The 20,153-nt window shown below is 45.7% G+C and carries 12 protein-coding genes and 1 pseudogene; all 13 read right to left on the minus strand.

The window, feature by feature from the left end; translation table 11 throughout:
* Positions 1-23 precede the first annotated feature (23 nt).
* On the minus strand, positions 24-7,835 hold the full coding sequence (locus tag FGT79_RS08335; RefSeq protein WP_138752229.1) for an Ig-like domain-containing protein: 7,812 nt from the start codon (positions 7,833-7,835) through the stop codon (positions 24-26).
* A gap of 128 nt (positions 7,836-7,963) precedes the next feature.
* Positions 7,964-9,514 carry an extracellular solute-binding protein gene (locus tag FGT79_RS08340; RefSeq protein WP_246096336.1) on the minus strand — a complete coding sequence of 517 codons (1,551 nt, stop codon included), beginning with the start codon at positions 9,512-9,514 and terminating at the stop codon, positions 7,964-7,966.
* A gap of 90 nt (positions 9,515-9,604) precedes the next feature.
* The gene (locus tag FGT79_RS08345; RefSeq protein WP_138752231.1) at positions 9,605-10,513 is read right to left on the minus strand and encodes a carbohydrate ABC transporter permease; all 909 of its coding nucleotides are present in this window, start codon (positions 10,511-10,513) and stop codon (positions 9,605-9,607) included.
* Positions 10,514-10,525: 12 nt separating this feature from the next.
* Positions 10,526-11,425 carry an ABC transporter permease gene (locus tag FGT79_RS08350; RefSeq protein ID WP_138752232.1) on the minus strand — a complete coding sequence of 300 codons (900 nt, stop codon included), beginning with the start codon at positions 11,423-11,425 and terminating at the stop codon, positions 10,526-10,528.
* Positions 11,426-11,970: 545 nt separating this feature from the next.
* Complete coding sequence (locus FGT79_RS08355; RefSeq protein WP_138752233.1) at positions 11,971-13,620, minus strand: GTP-binding protein; 1,650 nt, start codon at positions 13,618-13,620, stop codon at positions 11,971-11,973.
* Position 13,621: 1 nt separating this feature from the next.
* Positions 13,622-14,545 (minus strand): sulfate adenylyltransferase subunit CysD, encoded by a 924-nt coding sequence (gene cysD, locus FGT79_RS08360; protein WP_246096219.1) that lies wholly within the window; start codon positions 14,543-14,545, stop codon positions 13,622-13,624.
* A gap of 505 nt (positions 14,546-15,050) precedes the next feature.
* On the minus strand, positions 15,051-16,295 hold the full coding sequence (locus FGT79_RS08365; RefSeq protein WP_212758526.1) for a carbohydrate-binding domain-containing protein: 1,245 nt from the start codon (positions 16,293-16,295) through the stop codon (positions 15,051-15,053).
* A gap of 416 nt (positions 16,296-16,711) precedes the next feature.
* Complete coding sequence (locus FGT79_RS31600; protein ID WP_212758566.1) at positions 16,712-16,981, minus strand: hypothetical protein; 270 nt, start codon at positions 16,979-16,981, stop codon at positions 16,712-16,714.
* A pseudogene (locus tag FGT79_RS08370) lies at positions 16,973-17,139 on the minus strand (4Fe-4S dicluster domain-containing protein); the annotation flags it as partial. The gene FGT79_RS31600 and the pseudogene FGT79_RS08370, both read right to left, overlap by 9 nt.
* Positions 17,140-17,191: 52 nt before the next feature.
* Entirely contained in the window at positions 17,192-17,347 is a 156-nt protein-coding gene (locus tag FGT79_RS32540; RefSeq protein WP_138752234.1) for an FAD-linked oxidase C-terminal domain-containing protein, read from the minus strand.
* Positions 17,341-17,655, minus strand: coding sequence for an FAD-binding oxidoreductase (locus FGT79_RS08380; protein WP_246096221.1), 315 nt, complete (start codon positions 17,653-17,655; stop codon positions 17,341-17,343). Before FGT79_RS08380 ends, FGT79_RS32540 begins: the two co-directional genes overlap by 7 nt.
* 267 nt (positions 17,656-17,922) lie before the next feature.
* On the minus strand, positions 17,923-18,828 hold the full coding sequence (locus tag FGT79_RS08385) for a glycoside hydrolase family 43 protein (RefSeq protein WP_138752235.1): 906 nt from the start codon (positions 18,826-18,828) through the stop codon (positions 17,923-17,925).
* A 135-nt stretch (positions 18,829-18,963) separates the two neighbouring features.
* Positions 18,964-20,130 carry a Gfo/Idh/MocA family protein gene (locus tag FGT79_RS08390; RefSeq protein WP_138752236.1) on the minus strand — a complete coding sequence of 389 codons (1,167 nt, stop codon included), beginning with the start codon at positions 20,128-20,130 and terminating at the stop codon, positions 18,964-18,966.
* Positions 20,131-20,153: the final 23 nt, after the last annotated feature.

Here is a 20,153-nt window from a genome sequence, read left to right on the forward strand (position 1 = left end):
TCGTTTTGTTGTCCCGCATCAGGTTATAACTCAAATACGACCATTGGATTTGTCGTAATCGCAGCTACCATTTCTTTGTAAACACCTCCATAGGTCATGCCAAACGTATACGTACCCGGCAACAATTCCTTGCTGATCTCGCCGTCAGCTGTAGTTCCCACCGTCTTCCAGCTTCCCGCATAATAGCTCGCGTTGCCGCCATCTATGAGATTACCTTGGCTATCCTTCAGCTGCACCTTGACCTTGACCGTCTGGAAGGCAACCACGGGGTTATTGCCTACATGCTGTACTTGCTCCCTATACGTGCCTTCATAGGTCATGCCGAAAGTATAAGAACCAGGAAGCAGCTCTTTGCTGACTTCACCGCCAGCAGTACTACCCATCGTCCGCCAGCTTCCTGCATAGTAGCTTGCACTTCCGCTGTCCAACTGATTGCCTTGGCTATCCTTCAGCTGTGCTTTGACCTTGACTGTCTGGAAGGCAACCATGGGGTTAATGCCTACATGCTGTACTTGCTCCTTATATGTCCCTTCATAGGTCATACCGAAGGTATACGAACCAGGAAGCAGCTCTTTGCTGACTTCACCGCCAACAGTAATGCCTATCGTCCGCCAGCTTCCTGCATAGTAGCTTGCACTTCCGCTGTCCAACTGATTGCCTTGGCTATCCTTCAGCTGTGCCTTGACCTTAACCGTCTGAAAGCTAACCGTATGGTTAGTTCCTGTATGTTGAACTAACTCCTTAGAAGTCCCTTCATAACTCATACTAAACGTATAGCTTTTTGCGGGAAGTCTCTTACTTGCTTTGCCGTCAGCGCCCGTCACACCAAAGCTTTTCCATCCTCCATCATAGTATGTCACTATGCCCCCGCTAAGCGGATTGCCGCTGCTGTCTTGAAGCTGAACGCTTACGGCTGATGTAGCCAGCGTAAAGGCAATCTGCTGAGAAAGCTCAACGTTTCCTGATCGATCCGTTGATCTATAACTAAAATCAATAGAACCTTGCTCATCGAAGGCAACGGCTGACGTATACAACTGCCAAGTCGTTCCATTATCCAGACTGTACTCCGTCCTCGCTACACCAGACAGACTGTCCGTGCTTGCCAATGTGACGGTGACTGGGTTCACATAGGTGCCGTTAGGTCCATCCGGCTCAGCAGGCGATAACGAGGCTGTAGTTGCTGGAGCCATCGTATCCTTAATGACCGGCCGAACTTCAACATCGTCCAGATAATAGGTATCAAGTGCTGAAGGTAAATCTGTGAACATGTACATCGCCATATTCGTAACCGTGCCTGTCTCTGGAAGGGTATATAGGCCTTCTATATGCGTCCAAGACGAGGAGCTTAATGGCTCGCTTGTGAAAATAATTCTTTGTTTCGATACACCATCCAGCCTGTAAGTCAATCCTAAGCGCAGCACTACACCATCTGTGGACTCAGGCGCTAATTTGACCCATGCCGAATAGTAGTATTCTTCGCCTTTCTGGATATTAGCGGGAAAGTTGATGCTGCCAAACGGGTTTGTCTTGGTGATCTTTAATGCTTGGCTACCCCCATGGGCCTCAAGGTTACTTAGCGTCCTTACAATTTCCCAACCTGTATAAAGCGGTGTTGCCCCTTCCATGCCCGGATCGTTAATCAAGTTGCTGCCTACTATAGGAGCGAGCACCGTAACGACAGCCGTAGCTGATTTTCCGCCTTTTGCAGCCGTAACGGTAATTGTTGCTGTACCCGCACTCTTCGCATGCACGATTCCGGTCGCATCAACCGTAGCCACATTAGGATGATTGGAGCTCCACGTTACCGCGTTGCTCGCATCCGTCGGCAATACCGTCACGGCAAGCGCTTCGGACTGACCCAAGGTCAGGCTTAGTGAGGTTTTGTTCAGGCTTACCTCAGCAACTTCAATCCAGCTCGTGATTCCTTTGAAATAAGCCCAATCCGTCAATACACCTGTTAGCAGTGCAGGTTTGTTAGCATTCCCAAGCAAACTGCCTGCCTGGTTTCCAATCGAGATTTTGGTTCCCACACCGACGCTTCCAGCAAATCCATAAAGTTGGTCCTTTCTCATAATCCCTTCCGTCAATACTCTTCCAGACTGTCCTGGTGCAATGGGCTCTAGTGCAATGCCTATGAAGCTCTCAACAGAATCAGCTGGTGTCATTAAGCGTAATGTCGTATTATCGGCGTCAAATGAAACAGCGGCAAATCTAGGAATGCCAACCTGTGTTTGATTCAGCAGTGTCATTTGTTTATCAGTCACCTGCGGATAGTACTCGTTTGCCGTTACGTTATACTCTGCCGCATAGCCTGAAGTGCCCAATGCACCATTAATCGCATTGATGATATATGCATTGGTCTTTTCCGTATAATTTTCATTAAACGTGATTATTTTGGTCGTTCCATTCTCAAAGATCACCTGCAACGTTTTTGGATTGACAGTTAGATCCCCGAGCCTTCTTCCAAGCGTATTATCCACTTGGACGTTGGAGCTGATACCGACTTTAATACCCGAAATATCCCAATAGCCGTATAAGTAACCCTTCAGGCCTCCGCCTCCATCACGGGTAATATAAGTGCCCAATATGTCTTCTACTGCATTCCCGCTAACCTTTACATTGGAGCTGCTGCCCGTCGAACTGCTGAACAGAGCCAATGCTCTTCCTCTGTGACCATCTGCATAACCAATTGGTGTACTGTTATTGAAAGTCACGTTATAGTCCGCATGATTAGCATATTGGTTCTCAGGTTTTTGTGAAATCCACGGAGAATCATTCTGTAGCATGTACGTTCCCACAAATTCACTGTTATTGAAGATGACTTCATCCTGTGTACCGCTTCCTAAGGACTGGATTGTAATAGGATTTGAAGTTATTGTTGAAACAATTTTGCTGTTATTGATAACATTGATCTGAGGTTCCGTGAAATCCTCCCGATTGTGCACGTACCAGCCCGTAGCCTTGGAAACAAAGGTACTGTCATAGAACGTTTCAGATACACCACTTCCTGAACCATAACCCCAAGCATGGGAGCCGTTACCGCTAATACCTCCCCACACCTGAGCTGGATCAATATCCGCTGAAGGCGTAATTCCAGGATTAGCAGCCACCCAATTCTTCCGGTAGTCGACCGCTTCCAGATTTCCATAATGCTCAATATGAACATTTCTTACAACGTGGACAGCATCTTTATTTTTGCCGCTATCCTCACTGTGAAGCGGATACCTCATGTTTTTGGCCGTAATCGTCAGGTTCTCTAGATTGGCTGTACCCTTCAACCACAAGGTCGATTGCTCGGTAATTTCGCTATTTGTAGCCGAGGCGCTATTCTCTCCCTTCAGCCAAACAAGATCTCGATCAGTACCGCGCAGAGTAACATAGGGTTTTACCACCCAATTCTTTTCGGTATACACGCCTGGATAAATCAAAATCACATACTGCTTCTCAGAGCTGCTATCCGTAATGCTGTCGTTCGCCAGCTTCGGCGAGAGAAAATCACCTGTTCCATCGGCCTTCACCGTTAACGTTACCGTTTCGTTTGTTCTTTCGATGACGGTTACCGTACTGGTGGCCGTTTTTCCGCTATCCACGCTTATTGCCGTAATTTGAGCGACGCCCAAGCTTCGTCCTATCACGTTTCCATAGGCATCGACAGAAGCTACCTCTGGATCATTGGAATGCCACACTACCGCTTTGTTAAACGCATCAACTGGCTGAATGACAGGAAACAACGTTTCCGTTTTACCTTCCATAATCGACACAGAGCTCTTATTCAGGCTCATATCCGTCACATATATCCAAGCAGGCGTTTCTTTATAGGTAACTGGCCTAACTTCTACATCGTCCAAATAGTACACATCATTTTCTGCTGGCGCGTCTGTAAATAGATACATCCTGACATTCGTGACGTTCCCTATTTCATTAATGGTATAGGTGCCGCTAACCTGTTTCCATTCCGTACTGCTTAGTGCTGGGCTCGAGAAAGGACAGAGCTGCTTACCTACACCATCTACGCTATAAGCAAGACATAGCCTAATTATTTTCCCAGGATTCAGATTAGCTTGCAGCCTCACCCATGCGGAATACTCATATTCCTTCCCTTTCTCGACATTCACTGGAAACTGAACGCTTCCGTATTGGTTTGTCTTCGTTACTTGTAATGAGTATTCTCCGCTATGATATTGCTCCGCGCTCCGCTCTCTTATCGTCTCCCATCCGATTGGAACAACATCCGCTTCCATACTTGCATTGGAAACCATGTTATTCCCCTTTACAGCTACTTTTGCAGCTGTATCCAGCGTAATCGCATCAATTGCAAAGTCACCTACTGCATTCGTTGGAACCACTTTGATTTGTTTGATCGTTCCGCTCCATGCCGAATGATTGCTCGGGTCCCACACATACTCCCTGAAGCTCGGATCATTAGGCAATACGAAAGTCGTCAGTTTATTTAGCAGATTCCATTCCGAAGATTCGGAAGTTTTGAAATACACATTCGCTTCATTGCCGCTCGTGTCGTTCCTAAGCTTTATTTTGACCCTCTTAACTACGGCCGCAGGAAAGTTGATGTTATCTGGCGAGATCAGCTCAGGCTCGTTTCCTGTTGCGGTTGCCTGATAGATTCCGCCTGCTGCCATGCCTCCCGTCACTTGATTGTTGGTCGTCCAGCCCTCCAGATTGTTAAACTCCCAAACCTTGGAGTCGGTATACATATCTAAAAGCTCAGCATCAGAGTCCCAATTCACAATATACCCGAATGCTTGATTAAAGAATGTTGCTGGAATCATAAGCTCGCCTGAAGGCTGCAACACAGAAGCGCGCTCCAGTACGATACTTTGGTTATCCTTATAAGCAGTCTGATTACCAGCCTTTAGTCTATAGATGTGATCGTCTTTCACGCCAATTAAGGTTTGTGTCGATTGCTCCCATTCCGTACTGGCACCGATCAGCTTCAGCATTTCCCCTGCTGGAACCATAACCGTTTGATTAGCCAGAACCGGCTTCTCATAGAACTGGGCTTCCTTACCGTCAACCTTCACATGAATACCTGTATCAGGCGAATATACAACCCCGATCGAATCAATGCTAAAGTCTCCAAGAACCTTCATTGGGTCAAACCGAATCTTACGAATAACTCCATCCCAGTTGGCATTCTTCCACATATCGACCACATAATCGGTATAGCCCGTTTTGTTCTTTTCCACGAAAAAGCTTACGGATTTGCGTTCATTCCAGTTACCATCCTCATTGGTAATAAAGAATACCTGAGCTGAGGAGCTTATATTGCTCTTCATTCTAATTCTCAGATAGGGATGATCAGAAGCCTGAATATTCAAGTAGTCCGCTGACCGGATGCCAGGATCAATGTCAATCGCTGTTCCTGAGTAAGCGCCATTGCTAACCTCATCATTGATGACCTGCTTCTCCAAACTCCAGCCCTCTGAATCGTCATCCGTGTCGAAACCCCAGAACAAACCGTACTCGTCCGTCACAGCTGGTGGCGTTGGTGTCTTTAATGTCAATACTCTGCCTCGCGGGTGCAAGATGTTCATTCTGTCCTTCTGCGCTTGCGTTGGCTGTACATCCGAATGCGCAGTACCACTTGTGAATACGTTCCGGACGGCATCAAGATAACCAAAGCCCGCTAAACCCGCAGGCATAATGAAATGTCCCTCTCCAAACTCGTTCCAATTATCAAGCATTACCATTTTCTTGCCTAAGCTGCCCGCTGGCATCGATGGCTGTAAGGTATCCTTTGCCCACTGTGCAACAGCTTGGAACTCCGAAGGAGTCGTATAGTAGCCTTCCTGGCCTCCCCATGCCAAATCGTCTCTTCCCATACTGATCATCGGGAGCGCATCAATGATGCCTGTATCGCGCTGGGCAGTCATATAAGATTTCTGAACCTCCGCATGCCCGCCCATACTGTCCCAGGAATACGCATAGACAGCATCGAATCCTGCCAGCTTTCTATTGCTCAAGACTGTGGGGTCCGACGCTGAAGTGGTAATCAACAGTATAAGGTCGTCGAACCCTAGCGCTTTAACAGCGTTTCTTAAGTAATCCATCTCGGCTTTGACAAGTTCCAAGCTCTTCGTGCTGCCTCCGAAATCGCGCAAGAGACCGTCAAGGCTATAGATCGTGAGTACTGGTTTATTATCAATCACCATATAACGCGGATCCTTGAAATAATATTCGATCCAGTATGGCACGATATTCGTACGGAAGTCTTCGCTATCCTTCGCTTTGGATGCCCCATTTTCCCACATAATAGCGAACTTCGTTTGGTTGCTATATTTGGCATTGAAAAACCCATCGTGAAGCGAGTTATGCAAATAAGGTTCTTTTATCGGCACGCCATCCCCGAAAGTCGGTCTAAACCAGCATGAGACTTGGTAATCAATGCCGTGCTCAACCATCCATTTAATTTCCCAATCCGCCGTCTCTGGATTGCCCTCGTCATAATAGCCCAAGTAAGGCTCCCGCTCCGAGTGAGGTGTAATCGTATCCCAACCGAGATGATTTCCTTCCCTCCAGATTGGACAGCCTTGAATACCAACCGCTTGATCAGATGAGATCACAGCATTCGGAGCAGGCACATAATCGACTGGAAGTGGCAAATCCTCGTATAGTAGAATATCATCCAGCCATATCACACCTTGTGCTGCTGCACCTGCCTTGAATGCGACGCCATCCAAGCTTGTCGAACTGGAAGTAAGTGGAACTCCTTGCGCTTGCAGTTTGCCATTTACGTAAATATCAGCCGTAGTCTCATTTAGATTCAGCTTCACCTTCACTGCATACCAAAGATTAGCCAAATAATCATAGAAGGGCACAGGCTGACCTACACCATTGATATAGGAGAGCTTGCCGCTTTCAGTTACTAACTTCATGACGGTCGTACTGCCGCTTACAACCTCAGCGGAATATCCGTCCTGCTTCTGAGGAATTAAAAGCTTGTATTCAAAGACCGTATTCGCCGAAGTAGAAGGCACGTTTTTCTTAAGGCTCATCTCACCAGTCGCCTCAGTGGCGTTCAGTTTGAGACTAAACACATCTGGTCGCACAGAGCTTTTCAGTTCCTCTACCGCAATCGTTCCGCCTGCAGCAACGGTCTGCCAGTCTTCAGGCAGGTTACCCGGCATGAGGGAAATGAACCTCTCATTGACTGCATAACCCTTGTGAATTTTAACAGGAGCAATGAACATATCGCCTTTCGATGATGTGCCTGTTTGAATCAGCACATGATTGAGACTGGTTACTGCATGCTTGAAGCTTGCATTTGCGGCTTTAAGCACACCGTTGATGTACACATCCACTGAATTTGTGTCAATATTCGCAATGACCTTCACACCATACTCCGTACCTGCTGAGTAGGATTGCAAAGTCTGAATACCCCCATTAGAGGTTTCTAGGCTAAGCTCGCCATTACGCGTCACAATACTGACGGCCTCTGTATCGTTACTGCTCAGCTGCCATTTGACGCCATCCATAATCGCAGATAGCTTAAAGCGATATTCCATTGTGATAGCGCCTTCATTTTGTTCTACGAATAGTCTTCGCATAGATACCGGCAACGTTGCATTCGTATCACTTATTTTGAACCAGTTCAGGTACGAAGAGGATAGACTCCCTCCCGCTTTGCGGACATCCCAACCAGAAGGCAAGACATCCATCGTCACGTTATGGGTGTATGAAAAACTCTCGTCAACCAGATAACCGCTCTGTACGGGAACATCTTCTGCTTTTGCAATAGTCGAATGTAGAAAATAAATAAGTACCATGAGCATACAAGCGATAATGATCTCCCCAGCGACCCTTTTCCTCTTGATCATAAATGATCACGCTCCTACTAGATTTTTATTGCATCCATTCGGCAAATCTCAAACCCAAACTCCCCCCTTTCACTTGCTTTACATAAAAATTGGAACCGAGTTACGAGTAGCCCGGTTCCAAGTTTTTATTACTGGTTTTGTGCTTTCCACGCGTCGAGCTGCTTCTGAGCTTCGACTTTAATTTTGTCCAATCCAGCATCTGCCAAACGTTGCTTCATTTCTCCCAAAAATTGATCATAATCAGACATCGAGCCTGAGATTAGAATGGGAAGCATTTCCGCATATACAGCATTTACTTGAACCGTTTCCGATTTGACGGCTTCCCCATTGAACAGAAACCCGAGGATTGACGATGTTTTTGCTTCATTATTATTTTTTTGCATTAGCTCAAGAGATGCTTTGGAGTTCCAGCTGGAATCCCACTGATCCCAGAGAGGCCCGAGCCAGTTATGCCAAATCGCCCAGGTTTGTTCTGCTCCGCTCTTCGCTTCTACGGATATGTCATCCGTCCCGGCACCCGATTTAACGGTATAGTTCGTTCCTTCAAGCCCGAAAGCAAGCGTGTTGGAAAGCTCCTTGTCCTTCCAGACGAGATTGAGCAGCTCCATCGCTCTTTCTGGATTTTTCGACGTCTTGCTGATGGCTGTTGCTGCTCCGACCATATTACTTGTTGATATAATCGGATAATAGACGAGCGATTCCACAGTTGGAAAGCCAAACAGTGCTGTTGATTTCGAACCATCCTCCGAATACCCGCCAGAATCACGCATAACTGCATATTTCCCTGATTTAGCTTCAGCCGTGAAGTCCGTTTTAACTGCGGCATCTTTGGCTACATAGCCCTTCTGATAATAGTCATGCATCGTGCGATAATTGTTGACGTATTGAGGTATGTCCGTTTCGAAGACGAGTTGGTTTCCTATTTCATCATAGCGAATCCCTTTCGTTACAATGGTATGGTCAGCAATATGATCACCTGCTGCTGATACCGTTTTCGTGACCAATAACGGCGTTATCGTAGGCTCATTTTTCTTGATTGTCTCTAAAAACGGCTCAAGATCCTGTAGATTTTTTATTTGCTTATAATCCACATTGTACTTCTCTACTAAATCTTTTTTGAATACAATGCCTTGCGGAGTGGTAAAAGGTGACTGCGATGGGACCGCCATAATTTTGCCATTATACGTGACTGCTTTCCAAGCACGTTCATCCACCTTTGCGAGGATATCCTGTCCGTATTGCTTTAAGAGATCGTCTAATGGAAGAAATGCACCTTTCTGCACATTCGTATCGATTGGATTCGTCCAGTTTGCAGTAAATACAAGATCGTATTCTTCGCCAGAGGCAGACATTAATTTCATTTTGTCTTCCCAGCTTGCTGCGTCAATAAAGGTGAATTTCAGATTTGCGTTTACAGCATCCTTAATCGTTTTATTCGCTTCTGCTTCAATCGCTTCTTGATCCTTCATCGTATCGATCGGTTTACGCATATACCAACTAATATTGACTAGCTCTTTCGTCGGCTCGGCCGCTTCAGTCGGCTTCGGTGCTGCAGTACTTGTATTCGTGGTACTCGGCACTTCATTGTTACCCGAGCTGCACCCGCTAAGAGCCACAGATACAGCCATCCCCATCATAATCATGCCGTTTACGGTTTTCTTTGTCTTTCTATTAACCATTCTCACAAACATACCTCCCTGAAATATATAATGTTATCTATATAACAGACACAGGATAGAAAATCCATGCGCTGGAAAAACCTTTTTCCACTAACCTTTTACAGATCCAACCGTCAGGCCTTGCACGAAATAACGCTGGAAGAAAGGAAAAATGACCAGCATCGGTCCAGCGGCAAGAATACACATCGCCATCCGCGCACTTAAACTTGGCACTTGCTGTCCTGGCTTAACCAGGCCGTATTGTATCGCTTCCGCACTATTCAAGAACTCCATGTTACGCAATACGCGAATGAGTAAATATTGCAGCTTCATCTTATCCTCATGATCAATGTACAACAGAGTCAGCCACCAGTCATTCCAATACTGCAACACCAGAAATAAGCCGAGTGTCGCCAATGCTGGTTTACTAAGGGGAAGCACGATTCGTGTGAAAATAGTAAACTCGGTTGCTCCGTCTATTTTGGCTGATTCAAATAGAGCGTCTGGCAGCGTTTGCAAGAAGCCCCTCATTAACAATACATGCCAGCCTGTTATAAGGAACGGAAGAATAAGGGCCAGGAGGTTATTTTTCAAATCAAGCCAGCTGACCATTAAAATATAGGAAGGAACCAGTCCGCCCTGAAACAGCATCGTAAAGAACACAAAAAATGAAAGCTGTTTGCGATAGGCATAATCTTTCCTTGAAATCGTGAAGGCGAAGCTAGTTGTAATCCACAGCCCTGCCACAGTCCCAACCAGCGTTGTAAATATCGTCACCACATACGCATTGAGCAAGACACCAGGATTATGGAGAATAACGCGATATGCCGTCAAATCGAACTGCTTCGGCAGAATCGAATACCCTGATAAGAGGATATCCGTTTCGTTCTGGAAGGAGGTGCCTATTATAACTAGAAAGGGATACAAGCAAGCGATACATACCACTATAAAAATACCATGAATAATCCATGAACTGAGCTTAATGGGTGAGCGAGTGTTAGATACCCGTGGTGTTATCATGAGACATTCTCCTTAAAATAATGAATTTTCACGATTAATTTTTCTCACGATATAATTCGTCAATATGACCAAGGTGAAACCAACCGTAGATTGGAAGAAGCCGGCTGCACCAGCCATGCCAATATCGCCCATATCAACTAGCGATCGATAAACAAAGGTGTCGATCACATCAGTCGTTGCATACAGTGAGGATGAATTCAGGGTTACGTTATAAAATAATCCGAAATCGCTATAGAAAATTTTGCCGATTTGCAGAATAACCATCATAATAATAATAGGCTTAATGATCGGAATCGAGATCGAGATCGCCTGCCGCAGCTTTCCTGCCCCGTCTATTCTGGCCGCTTCATAATACTCCGAATCTACTCCCATTAATGCCGCGTAATAAATCACTGCACCATACCCAAGTCCTTTCCATACCGCGCCAACGATAAGAATAACAGGCCAATATCCCGGCTCGTTATACCACATAATCGGCGCAATTCCAAACAGCTCTAAACCCTTATTCAGTACGCCATATTCCATATCAAGGAGCGCTCGGAATGCAAACCCTGCTACTACCCATGAGATGAAATACGGAATGAACAACACGGTCTGGTAGACCTTCACAAATCGCTTACTGATCTCCCGAAGCATCAGCGCAAATGTGACGGAAATCATCGTACCTAACGTAATGAAAGCTAAGTTATAGAGCAGAGTGTTTCTCAGCACGCGTTGTATGACATCGCCCTTAAATAGAAACTGAAAATTGTCAAAGCCTACCCATGGGCTATTCCAGATCCCAAGATCATATTTGTAATCTTTGAAGGGAAGCAATAACCCGTAAAGTGGTACATAGTCAAAAATAAACAAAAGCGCGATTCCCGGAAAAGCTAACAAGGTTAAACTGAAATTTTTCTTAAATATTCTCATGTACCTGCCCCTTCTTGTTGGAGTGACTTTGATGAATGCGTTTGCGTTTGTGATAACCTAACTGTAGATAATCGAGCCCTGAATGTATATTACGAAAATTGTATTTTACTTGGAAAAATGACTTTCTGGACGGAGAATGGGCTGCGATTCATGCCGTTCTATTCGATAATTAGTCAATTGCTGGGCTGATTGGGTCTGCAGAAGGAAAAAAGAGCTCAAATGACTGCTGTGCAGTCATTTGAGCTCTTTAGAAATGCATGAATTCTGGAATCCGTTTATGCGCTTGATGCAATGAATTCAGTTAATTGTTTAAATGAATTAAAGGAAAGAGACATAATCAATCTTGTTTAAATCGTGGGAAAATGAAAATAAGGATTCATAAAGATTAGCCTCCTACTTCATTCAGCACTGGATGCGGATTAAATAAGAAACACTCCATAGCAGAAGAAGCCGCCCCCCAACGAGTGGAGGGCGGCTTCTTGAATACAGCTTTATATGAACCGTACTATACTTCTCGTGATGTCCCGATCGAAATTAACATCAAACTAAACTTGAATAAGAGCCTTCACAACCATTTTCACGGCAGCCTTGGCCGCTTCTTCAATCGAAGAGCTGTCTACAGCAACATCGATTGGCAAAAAGGCTTTGCCGATTATTTCTTGCGCGATGACTTGGTCGTTGCCGTTCGCAGTACCAGCCAGTACCAATGCAATAAGTCCTGCATTGTTTAGCAATGTGGCATAACCTGCGATTTGCCGCGTAGATTCTCCTAGGCTGTTATCGATTAGCATCGTATGATAGCCTCTCGCGAATAGCCGTTTCTCGATCTCCTTCGCAAGAGCCGAGTTATCCGAAACGGAACCATTAATCCAAAGCGTTAGTGGCTGCTGTCCTTTTTGCTGGGCACGAACATCTCTTGTGATTTCCGTATCAATCCGGTCGGCACTGTCAGAGTTTTGAAGTGCTTCTTCAATGACGCCGCAAGCGGATGTCATATTCGTTACACGATCAATGAGAATAAATCCACCGATGCTTTTATTTTTTTCAAATGCATCAAAAACAATACCATCCGATAATGAAAATTCACATTTAGCCACTTCATTCTTAACCACATGATCGGCTGTAATCGTATTGCCTGTATTAATATCTATTTTGTGTTTAATTGCCGTTACAGTACCAGGAAGAACCTTTGTGCCTACCTTCACCAGAACATCTTTTCCCGGCGTTAGGACAGAATCATCCATCCAAAGAATCGTGGCGCTAAAGCCGTCAGCCTCTTGGAGCTGATTGTCCTTCGTAAACACACAGCCTCGTGAAACGTCAACTTCCCGATCCAATTGAATCGTGACAGGCTGTCCGGCATGAGCCGAATTCCTGTCTTGGTCTGTTACAAAGATGCGTTTAACCTTCGCCTTCTCACGGCTAGGCAGCGTTATCAGTTCATCACCAACAGCGATACTGCCGGCTTCAATCTGGCCTTGGAATCCGCGGAATGTGTGGTCCGGCCGGCATACCCGTTGAATAGGCATCATAAACGGCTTCACGTCATCGTTCGAATGAACATCAACACTCTCCAAATAAGGCAGCAACGCAAGACCCTCGTACCAAGGTGTATTCGGCGAATTTTTTGTAATATTATCCCCTTCTGTTGCAGAAACAGGGATCACCTGAATGCTTTCAAACTGGAATTCCGTTGTAAGGCGAGAGAACTCTTCTTTGATTTCATCAAATATTTTCGTATCAAAACCAACTAAATCCATCTTGTTTACCGCCAAGACCAGATGCTTAATTCCCATGAGGGCGCAAATCCTTGTATGACGCTTCGTTTGCGTAATAATCCCTTTTTTTGCATCCACTAGAATAACGGCAAGATCCGCGAAGGATGCGCCTACCGCCATGTTGCGTGTATATTCCTCGTGCCCCGGCGTATCCGCTACAATAAATGAACGGTGATCCGTCGTAAAATACCGAAATGCCACATCAATCGTAATTCCCTGCTCACGTTCAGCGATCAGCCCGTCAAGAAGCAGGGAGTAGTCAATTTTGCCGCCGCGACTTCCGAGCCTGCTATCCATCTCCAATGCTCTCTCCTGATCGGCGAACAACAGCTTAGCCTCATAAAGCATATGTCCAATCAAGGTGGATTTTCCGTCATCCACACTACCACAAGTAATAAATTTAAGCAGACTTTTCATCTTAGAAATAGCCCTCCCGTTTACGTCGTTCCATGCTGCCTGCCTCTTCTTGGTCAATAACCCTTGTTGTTCGTTCGGATGATACCGCACCAAGTGTTTCTTCAATAATTGCATCCAACGTGTCCGCATCTGACTCGGCACCGCCAGTAAGCGGGTAGCAGCCTAATGTGCGAAATCTCATCTTCAGCATTTCAATCTTCTCACCCGGCTCGAGCCTCATTCGCTCATCATCCGCCATAATTATTTGACCATCGCGATTAACGACAGGCCGTTCTTTTGCCAAATAGAGAGGCACAATATCAATGTTCTCTCTGCGAATATATTGCCAGATATCTTTTTCCGTCCAGTTGGAAATCGGGAATACGCGGATGCTTTCCCCTTTATTAATTCTTGTGTTGAACAGCTTCCACATTTCCGGCCGCTGATTTTTCGGATCCCAGGCATGATTTTTATTGCGAAATGAGAAAATCCGCTCCTTCGCACGTGACTTTTCCTCATCACGTCTTCCACCGCCAAAGGCAGCTGTAAATCCGTATTTGTCCAAGCCTTGCTTCAAGGCTTGCGTTTTCATAATATCCGTATAGGCGGAACCATGATCAAAAGGGTTGATCCCTTGATCAATTCCTTCTTGATTGGAGTGAACAAGCATGTTGATTCCGAATTCTTTCGCCTTGCGGTCGCGGAATTCAATCATTTCTTTGAACTTCCACGTCGTGTCAATATGCATGAAAGGAAACGGCGGCTTCTCCGGATAAAATGCTTTCAGCGCCAAATGCAGCATTACGGAGCTATCTTTACCGATCGAGTACAGCATCACAGGATTTTCACATTCCGCCGCTACTTCTCGAATAATATAAATCGCTTCAGCCTCGAGTTGATCTAGATGTGTCATTTCATCTATGGAATCAAGTGTCAATTTGTCCATGAAAAAAGTGCCTCCCTTTAATCCTTACTAAATCTATAGACTATAATTTATATCGTATCAGATTTTCACTTTATTGCAAAGTGGAATAAAGTTTTTTCTTTATTTTTGGAGGCACTATTTTCATTAGAAAGGATAACGAAACTGCGCACAATTCAAAGGCTGAAGGTTCCTGCCTCTGGCATGCAGCGAAAAAAAACAGTTCTCCGTTTTAGAAGAACTGCTCTCTCCAAACCTTAAAATTGTCCGCTTAGATTTCGCATTGCTGCTCGGAAGCCAATATATCTTCGCAACGGATAATAAGTTCAAGCATTTCCTTTCCAGAAATTAGCATACGAGCTTCATATCCGCCATCCACGCGATACAGCTCCCCCTAAATCCAGTAAGCTTCCTACGCGAAAAATGTTTCTTTACACTGCATCCATATTCAGCAACGAGCTTGTGACGGCAATTCCTCCTAACCACGTCATCTCCAGCGCCGTGAGTAAAGTCATGACCCAAGCCGGGACTATTGGCGACCCATTCCTCTACCTCCGCCACCACCGCCTCGCGTTTGAGTGATTTGCGTAATTTTTTGTCCATTAACCGTAACATCTCCACCGTTTAATTGTGCTGTACCATCTGCATCAAAGGCTGATGAGGCCTCAACCGTTATCGTCCCACCATTAATAAAGAGATCACCGTTCGAATCAAAAGCGTCCGTATCGCCGCTGCCCATCCTCACACTAATGGTGCCACCGTTAACCTCAATTGCCACGTTACCCTCGATTTTTTGCGAGGCGTTAATGCCGTCATCCGTCGCATATATAGTAATCTGACCATCATTGATCTTAATCGAGGTTGCCTCGATTCCTTCAGTACTAGTCTCTATATTAATCGTACCTCCATCGATTTGGACAAAGCTGTTGGCTTGGATGCCATCGTCGGCAGCAGTTATCTTTAGGTCGCCACCTTTAATATAAATATATCCAAGAGAAGCATCCTCATCATTCTCGCTATGCAGGGCATCCTTACCCGCATTAATCGTTATCGTTCCATCATTGATAAGAAGAGCATCATTAGCTTCCAGGGCATCTGCAGAGGAGTGAATGTTGTACACACCTCCTGTTATTTTAAGATCATCCTTAGAAGATATTCCATTCCCATCATTCGATATAATGTTCAGACTTCCAGTTCCATTAAGGGTCAAATCTGCCCTTGAGAAAATTACAGCATCCAAATTGGTATCTCCATCCGCCACATAGCTTCCCGAAACTTCTATATAATTGTCGCTGTCCGTAGATGTAACGAATACCTTATCCGCTTCTTTCACATAAATAGCAGGCGAATCATCATTAATAATCTGTACTCCGTCAAGGACGATTTGAACTTTTTGATCCTCGGCTACTTCAACCTTCACCGTCACATTTGTTACCTCACCACTCAAAACATAGACACCTTCTGTATCCAACGTCACGTCTTGATCGCTTACCAATTTAATCTGCGTTGCGTCTGCAAGGTCCACTGACTGCTCCAAGTCCCGATCGCTGAACAATTCCGATGTGTCTGTAGCAGATGCTTCCGTTGCAGTCGTTTCACTTGGTGATGCTGTCTCGCTTGATACCGAAGTGCTTATACTTGTGTTCGTACTCGTTGCTTGAGTGGCTGCTGCATCCCTACTACCAACTTGTGCATTAGAACATCCCGCAGCATATATGCTAAGCAATAAGGCAATCGTAGTGGTGCATATTCTTTTCATCTTTTCTGTTTTCATCAATGAACACTCCTTGTTTATTAAATTTGTATGCTTGTTTACTTTGTTAGAGAGACGTTCTCTCCTCTTGTCTTATTTTCATTCTAATTGAGAAAGCTTTAAACAATCTTAAATAGCGGCTCATTGTTAAATTTCAAACGTGTTTAAATAATTGGAACAAAAAAGAAGATCCCAGGCTACTTATTCTCGCCTGAGATCTTTTCGTTTTATGACAGATAAATGTGGCTCCAAAACAATACTCCCTCAACAGCAACACACAACACTCCACATGACTAGTATGCGGCAACAGGCTAGGTGGATTGAGTATGATGAAATAGGAAAAGCTTGATAAATTGGTATTATCCCCTTTAAGTAAACGCTCAAGTGTGACATAAAGCGGCTTTCAAATGCTGGAGATATCCTTTGTTAGATAAGACCTATTTATAATACGAAGTAGTCAATGGTACAAAGACAGCAGTATCACCTTTTACATCTCCTTGAATATACAATGATTTAACGCCAGCGATATCCACTTGGACAGTGACCAAGCCTTCCTCAGCTTTAATCACATCTATCACTTTGGAAACAAACCATTTCGCAAGAGCATCATATTCGAAGTCTTCATGCAAAAAATGATCATACTCCACAAGGAGAGCTCCACATCCACCTACGTTTGAGACAATATAGTCGACTCCTGCTTCCATCATGCCGTCAACAACAGCCTTCATTAAAGCAATTCGACCACGGGGGGTTCCTGCTCCAATCCGGTTTCACGAAAGGTCGGACAAGCCGGCAAACAAAATCCGCATCGCATGCAATTAGTCAACTGATCATAGTCCAGTTTCAAATGCAGCGTCTGGGCCATAGGATCGCTGAGCTTTACGTTTGGCTTCTTTTGAACTATCGCCCTGTTCGCATCACCCACGAGATATCACCACTCTTTTTCTCGTCTCTTTTCCGAAAATTTTGCCCGGATTAAGTAGGTTATGCGGATCGAAATCATGCTTGATCCTTCGCATGATTTCGATTCCGGGCTTACCGACTTTCCATCCGAGGAATGGAGCCTTTACCAAGCCGACACCATGCTCGCTTCGATATGCGAAATGAAATCTGCCGTTATGATTCCCGTTTGAACAGTCGCCGTTAAATTTTCCTGATTAACCTCTAAAATTCGATTCATGCGGTGCATGACCATCACGATACCACCGTGGATAGGAACCGTTCCGCCGCACAAATTGGTTCCAGAACTACGGGATACTACCAGTATACGATGTGATGCAAGCACATTCATAATATCTGACACCTGCTGCGTGCTCTCCGGGTAAATAACACCGTCCGGCAAACTTTGGGAGCATAGGCGTTCCATCGTAGGAATGAGCAACTAACGCTTCCCGATCAAATCGAAAGTTTTACACGCCTACAATCAGGATAAGCTTTTGAATGATTACTTGCTCCAGCATGATGGTTGAGTCCCCTTTGTAAAAAATAGTCCATAATCCACATAATAAAATTATAGTTGTTCACTGTATTCATCCGAAATGTTCATATTTAACATAAAATCTTTATATAACACCTTAAACTCAAAAAAAGCCGACCTCATGTTCCCCGAAGATCAGCCTGTTCTAAAAATATGACACTGGTCGACTGGTTATACCCCCAAGAACTCCTCCGTCCAAGGGATTTCAACCTCGTTACCGTTAAATCGAACTGGGAGGAAGCTGTACCCCGACATTCTCAGATCGTCCTTGTCCCAATGATCCAGCATTATATACCATTGCCCGTTGAACTTGAAGGTGTTCGACGTCTGACCATGGAAGGTCTTGCGATAGTCCGACCCCGTGCATGGATTGTCTATGAGCAGCCACGATCCCGTTACTTCCTTTGCGGATCCATATAACATGGCATTCGGATTCCATCCTGTGCAGCCGGAACCGAACATGTAATAAAGTCCGTTTTCCTTGATAACCACCGGCGCTTCACGGAACTGCTCAATAAACGCGAGTTTGAATTCGCCAGTCAACCCTGTATATTCCTCGTTCAACTGGCAAATCAGCGTGGTGGCATTCCAATCCGTGCTGCAGATCAGATAAACGGCATCGTCTTCATCTTGATACAAGGTCATATCCCTGCTATCCTTGTGTTTGCTGCTCGGCTGCAAACTGCCTTGATACTCGAACGGCCCTGCCGGAGCGTCCGCGACCGCTACTCCGATTCGAGCATAATGGTATGTTGCGTCATCCAAATGAAACCACATGACGAATTTTTTAGTTTTTTGGTTATAAACCACCTTGGGCCGCTCCCCTACCTTATTCGTGCTCAGCTCATGCTCGAGGTCATCTTCCACAGCTCGCAATACGACGCCTTCATTATGCCAGCTGCGCATATTCTTGGAGGAATAACAGGAAAAGCCCAAGAAGGGAACGCGGTTTCCCTGCGTTTCTGCATCTTTATTTTCTCCATACCAATAATATGTATCTTCAACCTGAATGATAACGCCGCCATGCGCCTGAATGAAGTTCCCTTCCTCATCTACCCAGCATGTTCCATTTTTCATCGTTTTCACATTCCTTCCTAGAGTGTTATTAATACAATTAGTTGCTTAGCACTCGCTTACTAACAGGATCAGGTAGTTCATGCTGTTCATTGCTCCTCTAGCCTTCTTGTCATTGCTTTCCTGCAACGATTTCAACTATCTCAACTCGTTAATCAATACCCACCTGCGCTCTGCAATCGACAGATCAACCGCCTCGAGCACCTCTTGGCATTTCACACCGTCGTTGAAATTCGGAACTGGCTGACGGTTCTCAGCGATTGCTTGCATGAATTCAAGCACCTCGTGTGTGAACGTATGCTCGAAACCGATCGAATGTCCAGCCGGCCACCAAGCATACATATAGGTATGAGCGGGATCGGTTGCCATTACGCGGCGGAAGCCCTGAACATCCTCTGCATCATCCGTAAAATACACCTGTAGCTCGTTCATACGTTCGAAATCGAACTTGATGCTGCCCTTGCTTCCATTGATTTCGAAGCCATTCACACAGCGATGTCCAGCAGCGAGGCGCGATGTTTCGAAGCTTCCGAGCGTCCCATTCATGAAACGGGCCATGAACAGCGTCGCGTCATCAACCGTGACTTCACCGTGCGTCTCTTCCTCTATGCCTTTGGCGCTGAGGCCCGACGCATCCGATGCAAGCGGACGCTCCTTGATGAACGTCTCGCTCATGCCGATCACTTCGTTGAACTCGCCGACGAGGAACCGAGCCATGTCTATCAAGTGCGCTCCCAGATCGCCGTGTGAGCCCGAACCCGCAATATCCCTCTGTAGGCGCCATACCAGAGGGAAGCCCGGGTCGATAATCCAGTCCTGCAGGAACTTGGCGCGGAAGTGATAGATATGGCCAATCCGGCCTTCTTCAATAAGCTTCTTTGCAAGCTGAACCGCTGGTGAGAACCGGTAGTTGAAGCCGACCATATGCTTAATGCCCGCCTTCTCCGCCGCTCTGAGCATCTCGCGCGAGTCCTCCAGTGTCATTGCCAGCGGCTTCTCGCAGAACAAGTGCTTGCCTGCCGCTGCAGCCGCAAGCGCAATCTCCTTGTGCGCATCGCTTGGCGCGTTAATATCGACGAGATCGATATCATCGCGTTGAACGAGCTGTCTCCAATCCGTCTCGGAGCTCTCCCATCCAAACTGCTCGCGAGCTTGCTCGACGCCTATCGGATCGCGTCCGCAGATCACCTTCAATACCGGCTTCACCGCCGACTTCGGAAAAAACATCGGAAGTGCTCGATACGCGTTGCTGTGCGCTTTACCCATAAACTTGTAGCCAACCATACCTATGTTAATTTTATCCATTAACCTTGCCGCCTCTCTTGAAT

The sequence above is a fragment of the Paenibacillus sinopodophylli genome, from assembly GCF_005930355.1.
Taxonomy (GTDB): Bacteria; Bacillota; Bacilli; order Paenibacillales; family Paenibacillaceae; genus Pristimantibacillus; species Pristimantibacillus sinopodophylli.

Excerpts from the sequence above, each read along its gene's own strand:
- FGT79_RS08390 (WP_138752236.1), bottom strand. The coding sequence starts at position 20,130 with ATGGATAAAATTAACATAGGTATGGTTGGCTACAAGTTTATGGGTAAA.
- FGT79_RS08345 (WP_138752231.1), bottom strand. The coding sequence starts at position 10,513 with ATGATAACACCACGGGTATCTAACACTCGCTCACCCATTAAGCTCAGT.
- FGT79_RS08350 (WP_138752232.1), bottom strand. The coding sequence starts at position 11,425 with ATGAGAATATTTAAGAAAAATTTCAGTTTAACCTTGTTAGCTTTTCCG.
- FGT79_RS08355 (WP_138752233.1), bottom strand. The coding sequence starts at position 13,620 with ATGAAAAGTCTGCTTAAATTTATTACTTGTGGTAGTGTGGATGACGGA.
- FGT79_RS08335 (WP_138752229.1), bottom strand. The coding sequence starts at position 7,835 with ATGATCAAGAGGAAAAGGGTCGCTGGGGAGATCATTATCGCTTGTATG.
- FGT79_RS08365 (WP_212758526.1), bottom strand. The coding sequence starts at position 16,295 with ATGAAAACAGAAAAGATGAAAAGAATATGCACCACTACGATTGCCTTA.
- FGT79_RS08340 (WP_246096336.1), bottom strand. The coding sequence starts at position 9,514 with ATGGTTAATAGAAAGACAAAGAAAACCGTAAACGGCATGATTATGATG.
- cysD (WP_246096219.1), bottom strand. The coding sequence starts at position 14,545 with ATGGACAAATTGACACTTGATTCCATAGATGAAATGACACATCTAGAT.
- FGT79_RS08385 (WP_138752235.1), bottom strand. The coding sequence starts at position 18,828 with ATGAAAAATGGAACATGCTGGGTAGATGAGGAAGGGAACTTCATTCAG.
- FGT79_RS31600 (WP_212758566.1), bottom strand. The coding sequence starts at position 16,981 with ATGATGGAAGCAGGAGTCGACTATATTGTCTCAAACGTAGGTGGATGT.